This is a genomic window from Paraperibacillus marinus (assembly GCF_046237605.1).
Classification (GTDB): domain Bacteria; phylum Bacillota; class Bacilli; order Bacillales; family DSM-1321; genus Paraperibacillus; species Paraperibacillus marinus.
On sequence record NZ_CP143542.1, the window covers coordinates 479,218 to 493,916 of the forward strand.

The window sequence follows — 14,699 nt, forward strand, 5'->3', positions numbered from 1 at the left end:
GTGCCTGAGGGGTATAAAACAAGATAAAAACGGCAGGGAGGCAATCCACTTGTTTGTATATACGTCTGAACAAATCCGCACAGCCGATGCAGCTGCTGAAAAGCAGGGTCTTACAGGCTTCATGCTTATGGAAGCTGCGGGCAGAGAACTATTTCAAAAGCTGGAGAAGCTTTTAGATAAAAGGAATCGGATCCTGATACTCGCCGGACCGGGGAAAAATGGGGGCGACGGGATTGTGGCAGCCCGTTATCTGCTGCAGAACGGCTATGCGTGCGACCTGACCTTTCCCGCGGGGGAACCGAAGGATGAGACGGCAGGCCGGCATGCGCAGATTCTCCGGGACCAGGGCTTTCGGTCCGTTGAAAGATCCGGTTCATATGATGTAATCGTAGAAGCGCTGACAGGCATCGGAACGAGCTTGCCGCTAAGGGAGAGTGTGAAGGAGATCCTGGATTGGGCTAACGGCGAAAAAGCCCTGAAGATTGCGGTGGATGTGCCGGCAGGGGTGCTGGCAGACAGAGGGGAAGCAGATCCTTCTGCTTTCCAGGCAGATGTCACCTTCAGCATTCACGGATTCAAGCCTTCCCTTTTCATGGAGGAAACAGCCGAGTATTATGGCCGTGCTGAGGTGGTCGAAATTGGGCTCCCTCAAGATTCAAGTGTCAGAGTGTGGACAAAGGAGGATGTAAAGAGGACGTTTCCCAAACGGGCGTCCGGCTCTCATAAAGGCACGTTCGGAAACGGGCTGATCATTGCAGGCAGCGACGATATGCCGGGTGCCGCCATCCTGTGCAGCTTGTCCGCAAAAAGGAGCGGAATCGGTAAGCTCACCGTCGGCACCTCCCAATTTGTTGCCGGCATCATTGCCTCCCGGGTGCCGGAGTGTGTGTTCCTGTTTGACGGCCTCCAGAAAACAGCAGAGGGAGATATCTCTGAAAAAATGACAGCCGCGGCCATCGGACCGGGCCTGCATTACGGGGAAACCCTTGAGGCTGCCGTAGAACAGCTCCTGAAAACAGAGATTCCGCTGATCATCGATGCCGGAGCACTCGTCGAGCGTAGATATCCGGGGAGGAAGGCACCCGTCATTGTAACGCCTCATCCAGGTGAATTCCAGAAGATGACCGGCAAGGAAATTAAGGAATTCCAGCAGGTAAGGATCGAAACAGCCTCTCGGTTTTCCAGGGAGAATGGCGTCATCACCGTCCTGAAAGGAAGGAATACCGTCATTGCCTACCCGGACGGGGAAGTGCGCATCAACATGGCAGGAAACGCAGGCCTCGCAAAAGGAGGCTCCGGCGACTCACTCACTGGAATCATGCTCGCGCATGCGGCCTCCTATAAAGATATAAAAGATGCCGTCTCCAATGCCGTCTACTTCCACGCAGCCTGTGCCGATTACTGGAAGGAAACCAGGGCCAAGACCACCCTGCTTGCCAGCGACATTAATAAGACGATGCCGTATGTGATGAAGGAATTTGAAGTCGATTGATGATGGGCCGGCTTCCGCTGGGTGTGGGAGCAGGTCTTTTTTATATGGGGCAGGAGTGGGGTCGGCTTTATGAGCAGTGGTTTAGCGGGAGTGGGATGAAGGACATTTGGGCAGGGATCTGCTCGTAAAAAGTCCTTCATGAGGGCGATGAAGGACATTTGACCGGGGATCTGTTCGAAAAAAGTCCTTCATGAGGGTGATGAAGGACATTTGACCGGGGATCTGTTCGTGAAAAGTCCTTCATAAGGGTGATGAAGGACATTTAGTCGGGGAGCTGCTCGAAAAAAGTCCTTCATAAAGGTGATGAAGACCGTTTTGGCAAGGATCTATTCGTGAAAAGTCCTTCATGAGGGTGATGAAGACCTTTTTGCTGGGAATCTGTTCGAGAAAAAGTCTTCTTAAGGGTGATGCAGGCTTTTATTGCCCGAAATCTTCTCATGAAAAGTCCTTCATCCAGGCCGCTGAAGGAACAACACAGCCCCACCAACCCCAATTCCCTAACATTGACAAAAGATAGCTCTCCCGCTAACATAAACAGCAAATCATACATATTAAATGGCAGCGTCACCGAGGCCTTTCCCGGAGCGCTGTAAGAATAAGGAGTGAGTCTGTTGTCTAAGATTGTGATTGTATCAGGCAGTCCTGTGAAGGATTCGAGGCTGAATGGGATTATGAATTTTGCGGTGGATTATCTGGAGGGAAAGGGTGCCGATTATGAGGTGCTTCACGTGCGCGATCTGCCTGCGGAGGATTTGATCGGCGGTGCTTATGACAGTGAGGAGATTGTCAAGGCGAGCGGAAAGGTCACTTCTGCAGATAAAATCATCATTTTAACGCCGGTGTATAAGGCATCATTCACCGGGGTGCTGAAAACCTTCCTTGATTTGCTGCCAATGAAAGGTCTTGAGGATAAGACGATTCTCCCGCTTGCAATAGGCGGAACTTACGGGCATCTGCTCATGATTGATTATGCTTTGAAGCCTGTGCTGGCTTCACTGGGTGCGACACATATCCTGAAAGGGGTATTCACTCTGGATCAGCAGGTACAGAGAGCGGGCGACAATGTTTTTGAACTGGATAATGATGCAGAACAAAGGCTGCAGGCCGCTTTGGAAAAGCTGCTGCCTTGAGCCGGAGCTGACAGACGCAAAAAAGGCTGATTAATGATCAGCCTTTTTTGCTGTGATTTCAGCTTTTATAGTAGAATATATATAGAAGTTTCTGGAAAATATGAAACTATTTTAATAGAATGGCCGTATAGCTATTAAAACTTGAAGGGAAGAATGAAATGTTCAAAAAAGTGGCTTCAGACGTATTGGGATTAAGTGATATCGGCAGTGTCATCAGCCCTGCTGATTATGACAAGGTAGATGCTGATGATTATGTGATGCATGAGGATAATGAAAAGATTTATTTTCTGATCAAGTCTAAAACGGATGAGTACTGCTTCACGAATAAGGCGCTGATCCATCTCGATGGTACAAGTGCCATCAGCAAGAAACGGACGCTGCACCGGTACAGCTATTACACGAACAATATCTCAAAGGTAACGCTTGAAACAGCGGGTACAGTGGATCTTGATGTGGAGATCAAGTTTACGATTGGCTCACAGGCCTTTTCGATCGATGTACATAAAAAGTTCATCGAGGAATTAAAGGACTTATATAAATCCCTGATCAAGATTGCTGAAATCTGCCATGAAAACAGTGAATATATGAATTATGCGCAGGAAAGTCTGAACCTTGCCTCCAACACAATCGGACGCGTGACGTCCAAGGAGGACAGCGTTGTCGACAGCTTTAAGCAGATCAACGAAACAGCCTTCAGCTGGCTTGTCAACAACCGCCGCAAATTCAGGGTCAAAGACTTCGGCTACGTATTCGAAAAATACATCAATAACTGAGGACAACTCCTTATTCCCAGGGAGCAGCGATAATTTCCCGCGCTGCTCCCTTTGCTATGACTTGGGAAATAGGGGACTGTCCCCTATTTCCCAAAAAGATTTTGATACTCTCTATGTTTAATTTCCAAGCAAGTTGGGAATATAGTGTTATATTAGTAAACTGTTAAATAGGACAACTAAGATATAACAGGCGGAGGGAACGGGATGAGCAAGAAAGTGACAGCTTTTTTTAGTTTGCTTACTGCAGTGGCCATGTATATAACCTATTAATATTCATTATAATCGTTCAGCCGCCTTTTAAAGGCGGCTTTTGTATTTTTATAGGGAAGGCGGGAGGAATTTTCCTGGGGGTTCTTGAATTATTTAGAAACGGGGATCCGGTCATGAACTGAAATTGAGCGGCTGCTCGGTGAGATATTCTGTTTATTATATGAATACATATTTGAAGGTACACGGAATCAGCGAAGTCTGATTCAAATATTTTTTACATATCAGCACTCAACTCCATGCATTCACTGACAGAGCACATCCACCACACCAAAGGAGGACTTCCCTGATGAAACCTATTATCCTCGGAATTTTAGCCGCTTTTTTCTTTGCGGCCACCTTCATCCTGAACCGCTCGATGGAGCTGGCGGGGGGAAGCTGGCTGTGGAGTGCCTCGCTGCGTTATTTTTTTATGCTTCCCTTTCTGCTTTCGATTGTGGCCGGCCAGAAGAAGCTGCGCCCGCTGTTTAGCATGATGCGGCAGAGGCCGGGTGCCTGGCTGCTCTGGAGTACTGTCGGCTTTGGGCTGTTTTATGCGCCGCTATGCCTGGCGGCCGCCTTCTCGCCAGGCTGGCTGATTGCGGGAACATGGCAGATTACAATCATCTCCGGGTCGCTCCTCGTCCCGCTTTTTAAAGAGAGCATCCAGACGCCGGACGGCCCCGTTCAGGTGAGAGGGCGGATCCCGGTCACGGGGCTGCTGCTTTCCTTGATTATCGTCGCCGGCATCGTACTAATGCAGTTTGAAAATGGCGGCGGGTTGACCGCGGGAGTTCTGGCAGGGATCATACCGGTCCTGATTGCGTCCTTTGCCTATCCGCTCGGCAACCGGAAGATGATGGAGGTTTGCGGCGGCAGTTTGAATACCTTTCAGCGCGTGCTGGGAATGACACTCGCAAGCCTGCCGTTCTGGGTAGTACTTGCTTCCATCGCCCTGATCAAAGACGGACCGCCGCAGGGCTCACAGGTATTCCAGTCCTTTCTCGTCGCCCTGCTGTCCGGAGTCGCGGCAACCGTCCTCTTTTTTCAGGCAACAGACCTGGTGCGGAATGATATGGAAAAAATGGCTTCGGTGGAAGCGACTCAATCGGTGTCTGTTCTGTTTGCCCTGCTTGGGGAAATCCTGATTCTTGGCGCGCATATTCCCTCGATGCTCGGATTATGCGGAGTGCTGCTTGTTATGCTCGGGATGATCCTGCACAGTCTCCATTCACGGAGGAGAAGCGAAAGCCCGCCGCGACAGATTGCCAAAAGAGCATAATATGAACGAAAAGGGGTGTATCATGATGCAAAAAAAATGTATGAATTGCCGCAGGGAGTATGAAATTCCTTCTACTGATTCACAGTACAAAAAGTTTGCGCAAAATCCGGGAGCCCTCTATATATGCAAAAATTGCAGCCGCTCGATGCAGCAGGATGCACAGAGTTTTACAGGGCTGAATCCGGATATGCTGGATCAGCATGACAAACACTTACGGTAACCCGTTTAACTAAGGGGATGAATTCATGAAGAAAAGGGTTGTGGTCTCATTCAGCGGCGGGAAGGACTCGATGCTTGCGCTCCATCGGGTGCAGCGATCCGGCATGTGGGAAATAGACTCGCTGCTGGTGACACTTACAGAGAGGGAGAAACGGATCAGCGCCCATGGTGTTCGGCATGAGATGCTCTCTCTTCAGGCAGAATCGCTCAAGATTCCGCTGCGCGAGGTATGGATGCCGGAAGCTCCCACCAATGACGAATACAATGCCCGCATGCAGGAAGCCCTTGCCGCCGCGAAGCGAGATGGAGCCGAATATGTGATGTTCGGTGATATTTTCCTAGAGGATCTCAGGGTATACAGGGAAAAGATGATTGAGCCAACGGGATTGAAGCCGGTCTTTCCCCTCTGGAATTGCGATACGGGAGAGCTTCTTCAGGAGTTCCTGGCCGAAGGCTTTAAGACTGTCCTGATTTCTGTGGACACCGGGCGGCTTAATCCTACATTCGGCGGGCGGGTGATTGATAAAGAGTTCCTCGAGGACTATCCAGGGGAGCATGATCTTTGCGGAGAATACGGCGAGTACCATACCTTTGTATTTGACGGTCCCAACTTTTCCTTTCCCATCCGCTACAGGCTTGGGGATACGAGGATGGCTCCCGATATGGTGACGAAGAACGACAGGTATCTGTTTGTGGATCTCCTGCCGGAAAAATAATAGGGGGCCCAGGCAGTGAATGCCTGAGCCCCTGAATATTTAAGCCAAAACCAAATCCGTCACTTTTGAATGAAGTTCCATAAGCTCAGTGTCATCCATTGAAAGAAGTTCATTTTCTCGGATTTTTATATCCGCTTTCAGAACTTCCTGCTCCGTCCGGTAGCGTTCGATTTCAGATAGATAATATGTTTTTAATACTAGCATTTCTTATCCCTTCTTCCTTTCTAAACTTACTATGACTAATATCGACATATTTCCCAAATATTTAACAAAAAATTGGTTTAAACTACATTATAAACGGGTAAATAGATTTTTTAAAGTAAAACATTAGGATATTTTTATCAGAAAGTTGCTTACCCTCTGAGAGAGGTTTAATATATTAGGTGGTAATCTTAGTAGAGATAACAGACATATGAATTATGAAAATAGGATGGATGGAAATGAAAAGAGCAAGAATTATCTACAATCCAACTTCTGGACGCGAGCTGTTCAAAAAGCATCTGCCCGAGGTACTGGTTAAACTTGAGAGAGCCGGGTATGAAGCGTCATGCCACGCTACCACAGGGGAAGGAGACGCCACCCAGGCGGCGAAGCTTGCGATCGAACGCAAATATGATGTTGTCATTGCAGCGGGCGGGGACGGAACGATCAATGAGGTCATCAATGGCCTGGCCGATGCTCCGGAACGTCCGAAGGTAGGGATTATCCCGGTCGGCACGACGAACGACTTTGCCCGCGCTTTAAGGATTCCGAGGAATGTCGAGGCAGCGGCCGATATCATTGCCGAAGGCCAGACCCTGCCGATTGATATCGGGAAAATGAACGACCGCTATTTCATCAATATAGCCGGCGGCGGCCGCCTGACCGAGCTTACATATGAGGTCCCAAGCAAGCTGAAGACGATGCTCGGCCAGCTCGCCTACTACTTGAAGGGAATGGAGATGCTTCCTTCCATCAAGGCGACGGATGTATCCATCGAGTATGATGGCAAGCTGTTTGAGGGTGAAATCATGCTCTTCCTTGCAGCGAATACAAATTCCGTAGGCGGCTTCGAGCGCTTAGCGCCTGATGCGTCCCTGAATGACGGGATGTTCACACTCCTGATCCTGAAGAAGACCAATCTCGCCGACTTTATCCGCATCGCAACGCTTGCGATCCGCGGCGAGCACCTGACAGACCCTCATATCATCTATGTAAAAGCGAACCGGATCAAGGTCCAGGCTAAGGAAAGAATGCAGCTGAACCTTGACGGAGAATACGGAGGGGATGCACCTGCAGAATTCGTGAACCTCTACCGCCATTTCGATTTCTTCGTGCCGAAGGTTATGCTTCCTGCACAGGACATCCTTAAGTAAAACCGCCAAATGGCGGTTTTTTGCTGTTTTAGGAGTGAAGAAAACGCGGTCCGGGTAAAGGCTTTATAACAAAGTCCGCACTCCGCCTAAAAGGAGAAGATGTTCATGATACAGGGATGGGTGAGAAACGGGGATATCAAGATCCATTATTTTGATAACTCCGGTAAGGAAGAAAGCTATACACCGCTCGTCATTATACCGGGGCTGACTGAGTCCGCGGAGGATTATGAGGATGTGCTCCTCCGCCTCCAGCCGCGCCGCGCGGTCGTCATTTCGCTCAGGGGCAGGGGACGGAGCGATGCCCCCGAGACCGGCTACAGCCTTGAGGATCATATCCGTGACATTGAATCGGTCATCGACCAGATCACGCTGGATGAATTCGCCATGTTCGGCTTTTCGCGAGGGGTCTCTTATACTCTCGCCTACGCTCTAAAGCATAAGGAAAAGGTGAAGGGCCTGATACTCGGGGATTATCCGGCTGTCCACGAGAGCATCCAGGAGGGCTGGGCTGATATGATTGCCGCCCTGCCGGAATGGAGGGGAAAGCCCATTCTGCAGCGTCTCTCCCTTGACACCCTGCGCCGCATTGAGGAGGAATCTGGTGAAGCCTCCCCGATGGGCAATCTGGGGGACTTCACCTGCCCGGTACTGATTATCCGCGGCGGCAGGGAAGGAGCCCTGATGTCAGATGAGGATGTTGAAAGCTATCTGAGCGAAGTTCCCAATGCAAGGTTTACGGAAATGGATACAAGCGGGGAAAATTTATTCCCGGACAACGAAGAATTCGTCCAGACACTTCAGGAGTTTTTTGAATCAGCCGGCAGCTGCGGCGATGACCCCGGTAAAAGGGAGGAAATCGGGTCATAATGGGAGTATGATCAAAATGTTGGACGGGGGATATTATGCTGCGTAAAAAAGCTGAAGCAAAAATCAAGACAAATTTTTGGGTCGTGCCTGCCCTGTACGGAGCAGGCGCTTTCGTGCTTGCAGTCTTGAGCGTGCTCCTTGAACAGGTGCTGTCCGACTATGAAGGGGTTAAAGGAATGATTCCATCCTTCCTTTTCGTGGACAAGGAGCTGGCCCAGACGATATTGAGCGCCACTTCAACATCCCTGCTCACCATGACGACCATTACCTTTTCCTCGGTCCTTGTTGTGCTGACCACGTTCCTTGCACAGTTCTCGCCGCGCACCCTGCAGAACTTCATCAACGACTCGAAAACACAGCTTGTGCTCGGAACATTCATCGGCGGCTATATCTACTCACTGCTTCTGCTCAGCCAGATTAAAGGCCGTGATGTGGAAAATACCTTCATCCTGCCGGCGCTGGCTATCATTGTGGCGTTTATCTGTCTCGCCATGTTTGTATTCCTGATTCATCATGTGACCGATTGGATCAAGGTGGGGAACGTTGTCTCAAGCATCACGGCCGAGACACTCGCTTCTATTAAAAAGCAAAACCAAGAGCAGCATCCAGGCAGGGAGTCCGCTGAAGAAGCCAAAGAACTTAAGGCAGAAGAGGCTTTGGGCATCAAAAGCAGCAAGCGGGGCTATATTGAATATGCCGACATCGAGGCGATGGTCCGTTTGGCATCAGAGCAGGATATCGTTGTGCGTTTTGAAAAAAACCTCGGGAATTATGTGGATGTCGATACCCCGCTCTTGAAGGTATGGAACAGCCGGGAAAACTTCGATGAATCCAGGCTTCTTAATCTTATGATTATCTCATCAAGGCAGGAAGTGATTCAGGGTGTTGAATTTGGCATCCAAAAGCTGGTGGAAGTGGCGCTGAGAGGCATTGCTCCAGGGAAAAATGATCCTGAGACCGCCATCAACTGCATCGAGCATCTGTCCCAGATCCTCATCAAGATCGGCAAAAACTATGAACCGAATCCTTATTACTGCGATGGTGAGAGGAAGGTGCGGGTGATTATTGAAAAGCCCGGCTTCACCGATTTTCTTTATGATTGTTTCTATCAGATCAGGCATTATGGCAAGGCGGACGTCTCTGTCATGGCAAGCATCATTGAAGCCCTGACCCTCGTTGCCGAGACCAATCCGGAGAACATTAAGCAGTCGGTATGGGATTTCTCCGAATACATAGTGGAAGGAATTCAGCAGCAGGAATGGCTCCAGTTGGATAGGAGCTATTTGAATAAACAGCTGTCACGCCTGGCATCAGCCTGCGGCAGGCCGGCCGCGGAGATTGCGATATAAAAGAAAGCCACCCGCTTGTGGGTGGCTTTCTCGTCTTTATACGCTGTGCTGTCCCTCGAGGGCCTCTTCTACCTTCTGTATGATGGCCATCGCCTCATCCTTAAACTCCTCCGGAAACGGTGCATCCTTGTCATCAGGCGACTTGAATTGATTCAGCGAACCGGTTGCCGCTCCGATAGTCCCTTCATCATCCACCTCAGTCTTGAACTGATGATCAAGAAGGAAAGGAGTCCCAATCATTACCGTGGCCTGGTCATTCTCCAGAGAATCGCCCATGGATTGGAGCGGAATCCGGATATACTGCTGATCTCCATGCTGATCGCCCATCATATAATCCAGGTGTGCATGATCATATTCCCAGCCGCCGCCAACCACAAACCCGATCGGCTCAAGCGCTTTCTTTACCGTACTGAGCGGAAGCTGCTTCCCATCAATCGCAGATTCAATCTTTATCATATCCCATGCCCCATTTCCTCATTAATTTAGACAGTCATCTTAAGGAATACTTTCCACCGCCGGGATTGTTTCAAACATTTGGAAGGGGGATGTCTTTCGCTGGAACTGGGGCCAGATTACTAGATCCTGCCGCAGGCAATTCTTTATGCGGATGAGAGAGTTTTGATCCTCCCTAATAACAAAAATCACATAAAAGATGACCAAATCTTCAACTTTTGATCACTTTTTAAAGAAACACCTGCTGACAGCAGCTTGACATCCCCCTCAGTGAGCCATTACTAGCCGAAGTGAACGGCTTACTCGCCGAACTCAGGACTTTACTATCCGAAATAAAAATTTACTAGCGGGAACAGGGATTTTACTATCCGACACGGGTACTTTACTCGCCAAAACAGCCGTTTTACTAGCCGGAGGGCATTTCCACCACAAGCATGAGGCAAGGGCGAGAATATCCTTCAGTGGTGCTGAATGCTGCCATGGGATGGATCCTACACCGCCTTCCGCCTCATGCTTCCATCCTCCAGTCCCTTCACAGCCAGATTTACAATCAGAATCAATAGCGAGTAGGCGAGCACCGGAAAGAATACGATGAGCGGTTCGACCATGAGGTCACGGTAGCGCGAGCCGATGAGTCCGGCCCATTCAGAGGTGGTACTGTAGTAGAGATTGAATTGATCATGAGCCTGGCCGGAGTGGATGATGGTTCCGCCTATGAAAATATTGAAAATGGCCAGATGGAGCATGAGTGTGAGCACCTGGACGAGCTGGCGGCCGCCGAGAATCACAAGCCTTGGGAGCAGATGCGGCAAGAGATGCGTCCTGGCGATATGCAGCGGCGACCCGCCGAGGACCCGGGCACTGTCCATGAAATCAAGGGTGTAGATGTGATCGGCGGTTTCCGCGACCATCTTGGACAGGGAAGGGATGCCGACGGTGACGACGATGGCAAACTGAAGCAGCAGATTCTCTAGGAAGCTGAGCGGCGGGGCCGTCCTCAGCTCATACAGGATAAAGGGTGACAGCCAGAGTATGGCTAGCAGTGACTGCGGCATGAAGGCGAACGCCTGCAGAAATCCCGCTGCAACTGGGGCAGAGAGTTTTTTCCGCAAGCAAAGCCCCAATAGAACAGCCGCGGCTATCCTTGCCAGCGCAGCCAGCATGGCAAACAGGATCGTATACTTCGCCCCTTTAATCAGGGAATAAAACAGATCCCGGCCATCCCGGTCTGTCCCAAGCCAGTTATCGGCAGAAGGCGGGTAAGGAGGCATCGCCACCGCCCGGCCGTTCTCATATTGAAAGGGGACAATCTCAGGTTCTGCGGCCAGCAGGGGATAGATAAAGCTGACTCCCAGCAATAGCAGCAGAACCAAGATTCCGAGCATCCATCTCTTTTCCATCAGGCTGGCTCCTTTCCGGCATAAAAACGATTCCGATAGTGCGCCGCGCATTTAATTACGAGATAAAATGGTGTGATCAGCAGAATCAGCAGCAGTGTTCTTGCCGCAGCCGGCTGGTCGCTGATGATCAGGCTCATCAGTCCCTGGCAGTTGAAAACAAACTCAAGCACCACAAGGTTCGCGAGGAGCAGGGTGATCAATACCGGCAGGTGAATCACAGACTCCATGATCGTGTTCCGGAACAGATGGCGGAGGGAAATCTGCCGGTCTGGCAGTCCCTTTGCCTTGGCGAACCAATAATAATCCTTTTCTGCTTCCTCCTCCATCAGGAGCAGCTGCAGCCGGAACAGATAGATGGCAGGTGAGATGGTAAGCGCAAGCAGCGGCAGCAGGAAGATTGGATCCTCTTCTGTGTAATAAGGATAGGCAGGCTGCCAGCCGGTTTCCTTGAAAATCCAGACCACGAGCAGCTGGACGCTGAACATAAAGAACACATCCGGCAGTGCTTCAAGCAGCAGTGCGGTCCGGAGGATATTTTTTTTAAAAAAAGGAGCGGCCCGCGATACAGCCAGGGTACAGACGGCAGACAGAAACACCGCAAGCACGAGGCTTCCCCCAAGCAGAGAGAAGCTGTAAAGAAAAGGCTCCATGGCCTGCGGGAACAGGGGACGCGCCGTATTCACATCATGAAACACCTCGGTCCGGTTCTCCGGCACCTTCGGAAAGCTGAGCGTCTGTGATTGCACAAAATAGTTGAGCTCATGCGGCTTGGCAAGATCAGCCAGCATATCCCGAAGAGTCCCGAGGAAAGCGGCCGGCTGAATGGAGGGACTTCCGTTCCCGCCAAAGAGGGCAGGGGAGGCGGTGAGCAGCAGGATGCCAAAGACCAAGAGAATATATTGTAAAACTCCTTTTTTAACAGCTTCCATCTCCATCACTCAGCTTTCATCAGATTCATAGATAAATTCCTCAAGGCGGGGCAGCGCAATGAACTGGGAAATATCCGCCCGCAGGGACTCCAGGCGGCTCCTGCTTCCCCGGTAAAATACATAATAACCTCTGCGCTCCGCCGTCACGAGACCGGCCTGGGCAAGCAGCTTCATGTGGCTTGAGATCGTCGCCTCTGTCAGGTTATGCTTTGCGGCGAGCTGCTTCGTGCTGTAAGGGTGGTACAATACATCCCGCAGGATCTTGAACCGGTTTCCCTCCCCGAGCGCCTTCAGCAGCAGAATCAGATCAGCCGGCGGCTCCTCAGAACTTCCGCCATCCGGCACCCCAACATGAAGACCGAGGCAGAGCCGGTTCAGATATACCCCAAGCATTACATGCGGAGTGATAAAGGTGGACGGCTGCAGGGTGATCAGTTCACAGTTCTGGAGCGGAAACGTATACGTCTCGCCCTTTTGGACCTTAACCGCCTCAACATCCACCGACACATCCGGATGCAGCTCATTCAAGGCCTCAAACGGCGAGGAATCCAGCTTCTGCTGAAAAGCGGAGGCAGCCTTCGCCACCCAGGGCTCAATCCGGAACAGCTCGCGCGCGAAGACCTTTGAATTATACTCGTAAAACAAATCCTGCAGCCGCCGCTGCCACTTTCCGGTATTCGCCGCCAGCTCCTTCTGAAGGGGAGACAGCGGGGAGAAACGGCTGTCCTCCCGCCACTTCCTGACATCCTCTAGCGGATACTGCTCGCCTAACAGATAATAAACAAAAGCATCCTGTGGCATTGAGCAGACAAACTCCACTCCCTCCTCCACACTCTCCTCGGGCCGCTGATACTCATTCACGATATTCACCACATAAAACCATTCATAAAACTCGGCGCCGAGCAAACGGATTTCCTGCAGCAGCCTGCCTGGAAGTTCTTTCTCCATCTCAGCCGCCCACTGCTTTCGGTACGGATGATGCACCGGATTGCACAGCACATGCAGACTCGCCAGCATCTCAACGAAAGGCGAAAATTGTATTTGTATATTCATAGAACTCACCCTGACTGATTAGATGACCATCTAATCAAATATTTTATTGTGGAAAATTATAGATAATATAAGGGGTAGGGAGGGGGAAGTCAATCATAATTGTATGAGAAATGTTCTTTTCTAAAAGCTCTGTTAAAGGACGCTTTTGATTTTTTTATTCCTAATGAGTGCTTTAATTGAAAAATGTATGGCTGCTTGGGCATTCTCTTTCTTTCACTAAACAAATGCAAAAGAGACCTTAGAAAGGTCTCTAAAAATGCTTAGGATTACTAAATTTACTGCCCTCCACCCGAATAACGGTTATCACCCATCGTATGATTCGTGTCCTCACCAGACTTAGCGTTAGGATCTATTGGGTTATGGGGATTGTTATTATTTTTCTTGCGTTTCCAATCAATAAAAAGTGCGAGTGCCAAAATACCGAGAACAGCTGGAATTAACCAAGTCACACAATCACTCTCCTTTTAATAAGCATAACATTTATTTCCATTCGAGAGGATTCATTTATAGACTATGGCGCAGTATTCATTAATAGGCAGGCGTTATGCCTCTGAGTTGCTTAACTAACGGTTGCTTTAGTAGTCTAAATGGAAATTGGAGGGATCATATAGATTCATTTGCTAAATCAACAACATCGTTTAACAGAGATTTTCTAAAAGATTGTAGTTCTTGTTAAGTCGTGAGAAGAATTGTAATTATTAAACAACTGCAGCGGAAATCAACTTTATTGTCCAATAGGTACAATGTATGCGGAAAAGCCGGGAAATTGTAAAGTAGTGCAGTTTGCGGGATAAGCCCGCTATGGTAAACTCAAATTATTAAAATTTACCAAAAATACTCAAAGGGCAGGAATACAGGCAGCCGGTATTCCTATAAAGGAGGGTGCGATATTTGATTGTAGTGAAAAAAGCGGAGATACAGCATATTGAGGGCATTATCAAAGTCTGCTCGGACGGTTACAGGGCCACATATAGTGATACACATTCGCATGAATACATAGAAAGAACCATCCGTGAATTTTATCAGTATGAGCGGGTTCATAAAGAGGTTACCCACACCAACGATGAGTGGAATGGCTATTTTGCAGCTTTGGAAGGCGGAAAAGTAGTCGGAGCTATAGGCGGGGGATTGATCGATCAAGACAAAGGCGAGATATTCGTCCTCTATTTAGATCCTGACCGCCGTGGAGAAGGAATCGGCACTCAGCTATTACATGCTTTCACTGATGTACAAAAAAGTAAAGGAGCTGCTGAACAATGGGTGTCTGTTTCCAAGGGGAATATGAAAGGCATTCCGTTTTATGAGGCAAGAGGCTTTCGGTTCGTAAAAGAGCAAGGGAGTTTTAATAATCATGAGAGTGAAAATTATATGTCTTTAAGGTATCGGCGTGCATTATAATTGATCAATAAAAAACAAGAGAACTTCGTAAATTCGG

The 14,699-nt window shown here is 49.5% G+C and carries 16 protein-coding genes; 10 read left to right on the top strand and 6 right to left on the bottom strand.

Annotated elements, in window-relative coordinates:
- Positions 1-49 precede the first annotated feature (49 nt).
- The 6 genes from V1498_RS02470 to V1498_RS02495 all read left to right on the top strand — a co-directional run bounded on the left by V1498_RS02470 (position 50) and on the right by V1498_RS02495 (position 5,858).
- Positions 50-1,492 carry an NAD(P)H-hydrate dehydratase gene (locus V1498_RS02470; protein ID WP_409296736.1) on the top strand — a complete coding sequence of 481 codons (1,443 nt, stop codon included), beginning with the start codon at positions 50-52 and terminating at the stop codon, positions 1,490-1,492.
- A 602-nt stretch (positions 1,493-2,094) separates the two neighbouring features.
- Complete coding sequence (gene ssuE, locus V1498_RS02475; protein ID WP_409296737.1) at positions 2,095-2,622, top strand: NADPH-dependent FMN reductase; 528 nt, start codon at positions 2,095-2,097, stop codon at positions 2,620-2,622.
- Between the two features lie 158 nt (positions 2,623-2,780).
- On the top strand, positions 2,781-3,395 hold the full coding sequence (locus V1498_RS02480; protein WP_409296738.1) for a PH domain-containing protein: 615 nt from the start codon (positions 2,781-2,783) through the stop codon (positions 3,393-3,395).
- A 556-nt stretch (positions 3,396-3,951) separates the two neighbouring features.
- Entirely contained in the window at positions 3,952-4,923 is a 972-nt protein-coding gene (locus V1498_RS02485) for a multidrug resistance efflux transporter family protein (RefSeq protein WP_409296739.1), read from the top strand.
- A gap of 22 nt (positions 4,924-4,945) precedes the next feature.
- Complete coding sequence (locus V1498_RS02490; protein WP_409296740.1) at positions 4,946-5,143, top strand: DUF2197 domain-containing protein; 198 nt, start codon at positions 4,946-4,948, stop codon at positions 5,141-5,143.
- A 25-nt stretch (positions 5,144-5,168) separates the two neighbouring features.
- Positions 5,169-5,858 (top strand): diphthine--ammonia ligase, encoded by a 690-nt coding sequence (locus V1498_RS02495; RefSeq protein ID WP_409296741.1) that lies wholly within the window; start codon positions 5,169-5,171, stop codon positions 5,856-5,858.
- 39 nt (positions 5,859-5,897) lie between these two features.
- Here the strand turns inward: V1498_RS02495 and V1498_RS02500 are convergent, their stop codons facing one another.
- Positions 5,898-6,062: a hypothetical protein gene (locus V1498_RS02500; protein ID WP_409296742.1), complete on the bottom strand. Its 165-nt coding sequence runs from the start codon at positions 6,060-6,062 to the stop codon at positions 5,898-5,900.
- A gap of 236 nt (positions 6,063-6,298) precedes the next feature.
- Between V1498_RS02500 and V1498_RS02505 the strand changes: the two genes are divergently transcribed.
- From V1498_RS02505 to V1498_RS02515, 3 genes are all read left to right on the top strand, one after another.
- Positions 6,299-7,213 carry a diacylglycerol kinase gene (locus V1498_RS02505; protein ID WP_409296743.1) on the top strand — a complete coding sequence of 305 codons (915 nt, stop codon included), beginning with the start codon at positions 6,299-6,301 and terminating at the stop codon, positions 7,211-7,213.
- Positions 7,214-7,318: 105 nt separating this feature from the next.
- Positions 7,319-8,080 (top strand): alpha/beta fold hydrolase, encoded by a 762-nt coding sequence (locus V1498_RS02510; protein WP_409296744.1) that lies wholly within the window; start codon positions 7,319-7,321, stop codon positions 8,078-8,080.
- A gap of 35 nt (positions 8,081-8,115) precedes the next feature.
- Complete coding sequence (locus V1498_RS02515) at positions 8,116-9,429, top strand: DUF2254 domain-containing protein (RefSeq protein WP_409296745.1); 1,314 nt, start codon at positions 8,116-8,118, stop codon at positions 9,427-9,429.
- A gap of 36 nt (positions 9,430-9,465) precedes the next feature.
- Here V1498_RS02515 and V1498_RS02520 read toward each other — a convergent pair whose 3' ends face one another.
- The 5 genes from V1498_RS02520 to V1498_RS02540 all read right to left on the bottom strand — a co-directional run bounded on the left by V1498_RS02520 (position 9,466) and on the right by V1498_RS02540 (position 13,713).
- Positions 9,466-9,885, bottom strand: a complete 420-nt coding sequence (locus tag V1498_RS02520; RefSeq protein ID WP_409296746.1) for a YugN family protein — start codon at positions 9,883-9,885, stop codon at positions 9,466-9,468.
- A 488-nt stretch (positions 9,886-10,373) separates the two neighbouring features.
- Entirely contained in the window at positions 10,374-11,282 is a 909-nt protein-coding gene (locus V1498_RS02525; RefSeq protein ID WP_409296747.1) for an ABC transporter permease subunit, read from the bottom strand.
- Positions 11,282-12,217, bottom strand: a complete 936-nt coding sequence (locus V1498_RS02530; RefSeq protein ID WP_409296748.1) for an ABC transporter permease subunit — start codon at positions 12,215-12,217, stop codon at positions 11,282-11,284. Before V1498_RS02530 ends, V1498_RS02525 begins: the two co-directional genes overlap by 1 nt.
- Positions 12,218-12,220: 3 nt before the next feature.
- The gene (locus V1498_RS02535; RefSeq protein ID WP_409296749.1) at positions 12,221-13,264 is read right to left on the bottom strand and encodes a DUF5937 family protein; all 1,044 of its coding nucleotides are present in this window, start codon (positions 13,262-13,264) and stop codon (positions 12,221-12,223) included.
- Between the two features lie 275 nt (positions 13,265-13,539).
- The gene (locus V1498_RS02540; RefSeq protein ID WP_409296750.1) at positions 13,540-13,713 is read right to left on the bottom strand and encodes a hypothetical protein; all 174 of its coding nucleotides are present in this window, start codon (positions 13,711-13,713) and stop codon (positions 13,540-13,542) included.
- Positions 13,714-14,155: 442 nt separating this feature from the next.
- On the opposite strand from V1498_RS02540, the gene V1498_RS02545 reads away from it, so the two are divergent.
- Positions 14,156-14,662 carry a GNAT family N-acetyltransferase gene (locus V1498_RS02545; protein ID WP_409296751.1) on the top strand — a complete coding sequence of 169 codons (507 nt, stop codon included), beginning with the start codon at positions 14,156-14,158 and terminating at the stop codon, positions 14,660-14,662.
- Positions 14,663-14,699 lie beyond the last annotated feature (37 nt).

Bases quoted from the DNA above. Each gene is read 5' to 3' on its own strand.
- V1498_RS02480 (WP_409296738.1), top strand. From the start codon at position 2,781: ATGTTCAAAAAAGTGGCTTCAGACGTATTGGGATTAAGTGATATCGGC.
- V1498_RS02485 (WP_409296739.1), top strand. From the start codon at position 3,952: ATGAAACCTATTATCCTCGGAATTTTAGCCGCTTTTTTCTTTGCGGCC.
- V1498_RS02490 (WP_409296740.1), top strand. From the start codon at position 4,946: ATGATGCAAAAAAAATGTATGAATTGCCGCAGGGAGTATGAAATTCCT.
- V1498_RS02495 (WP_409296741.1), top strand. From the start codon at position 5,169: ATGAAGAAAAGGGTTGTGGTCTCATTCAGCGGCGGGAAGGACTCGATG.
- V1498_RS02500 (WP_409296742.1), bottom strand. From the start codon at position 6,062: ATGCTAGTATTAAAAACATATTATCTATCTGAAATCGAACGCTACCGG.
- V1498_RS02505 (WP_409296743.1), top strand. From the start codon at position 6,299: ATGAAAAGAGCAAGAATTATCTACAATCCAACTTCTGGACGCGAGCTG.
- V1498_RS02510 (WP_409296744.1), top strand. From the start codon at position 7,319: ATGATACAGGGATGGGTGAGAAACGGGGATATCAAGATCCATTATTTT.
- V1498_RS02515 (WP_409296745.1), top strand. From the start codon at position 8,116: ATGCTGCGTAAAAAAGCTGAAGCAAAAATCAAGACAAATTTTTGGGTC.
- V1498_RS02520 (WP_409296746.1), bottom strand. From the start codon at position 9,885: ATGATAAAGATTGAATCTGCGATTGATGGGAAGCAGCTTCCGCTCAGT.
- V1498_RS02525 (WP_409296747.1), bottom strand. From the start codon at position 11,282: ATGGAAAAGAGATGGATGCTCGGAATCTTGGTTCTGCTGCTATTGCTG.
- V1498_RS02530 (WP_409296748.1), bottom strand. From the start codon at position 12,217: ATGGAGATGGAAGCTGTTAAAAAAGGAGTTTTACAATATATTCTCTTG.
- V1498_RS02535 (WP_409296749.1), bottom strand. From the start codon at position 13,264: ATGAATATACAAATACAATTTTCGCCTTTCGTTGAGATGCTGGCGAGT.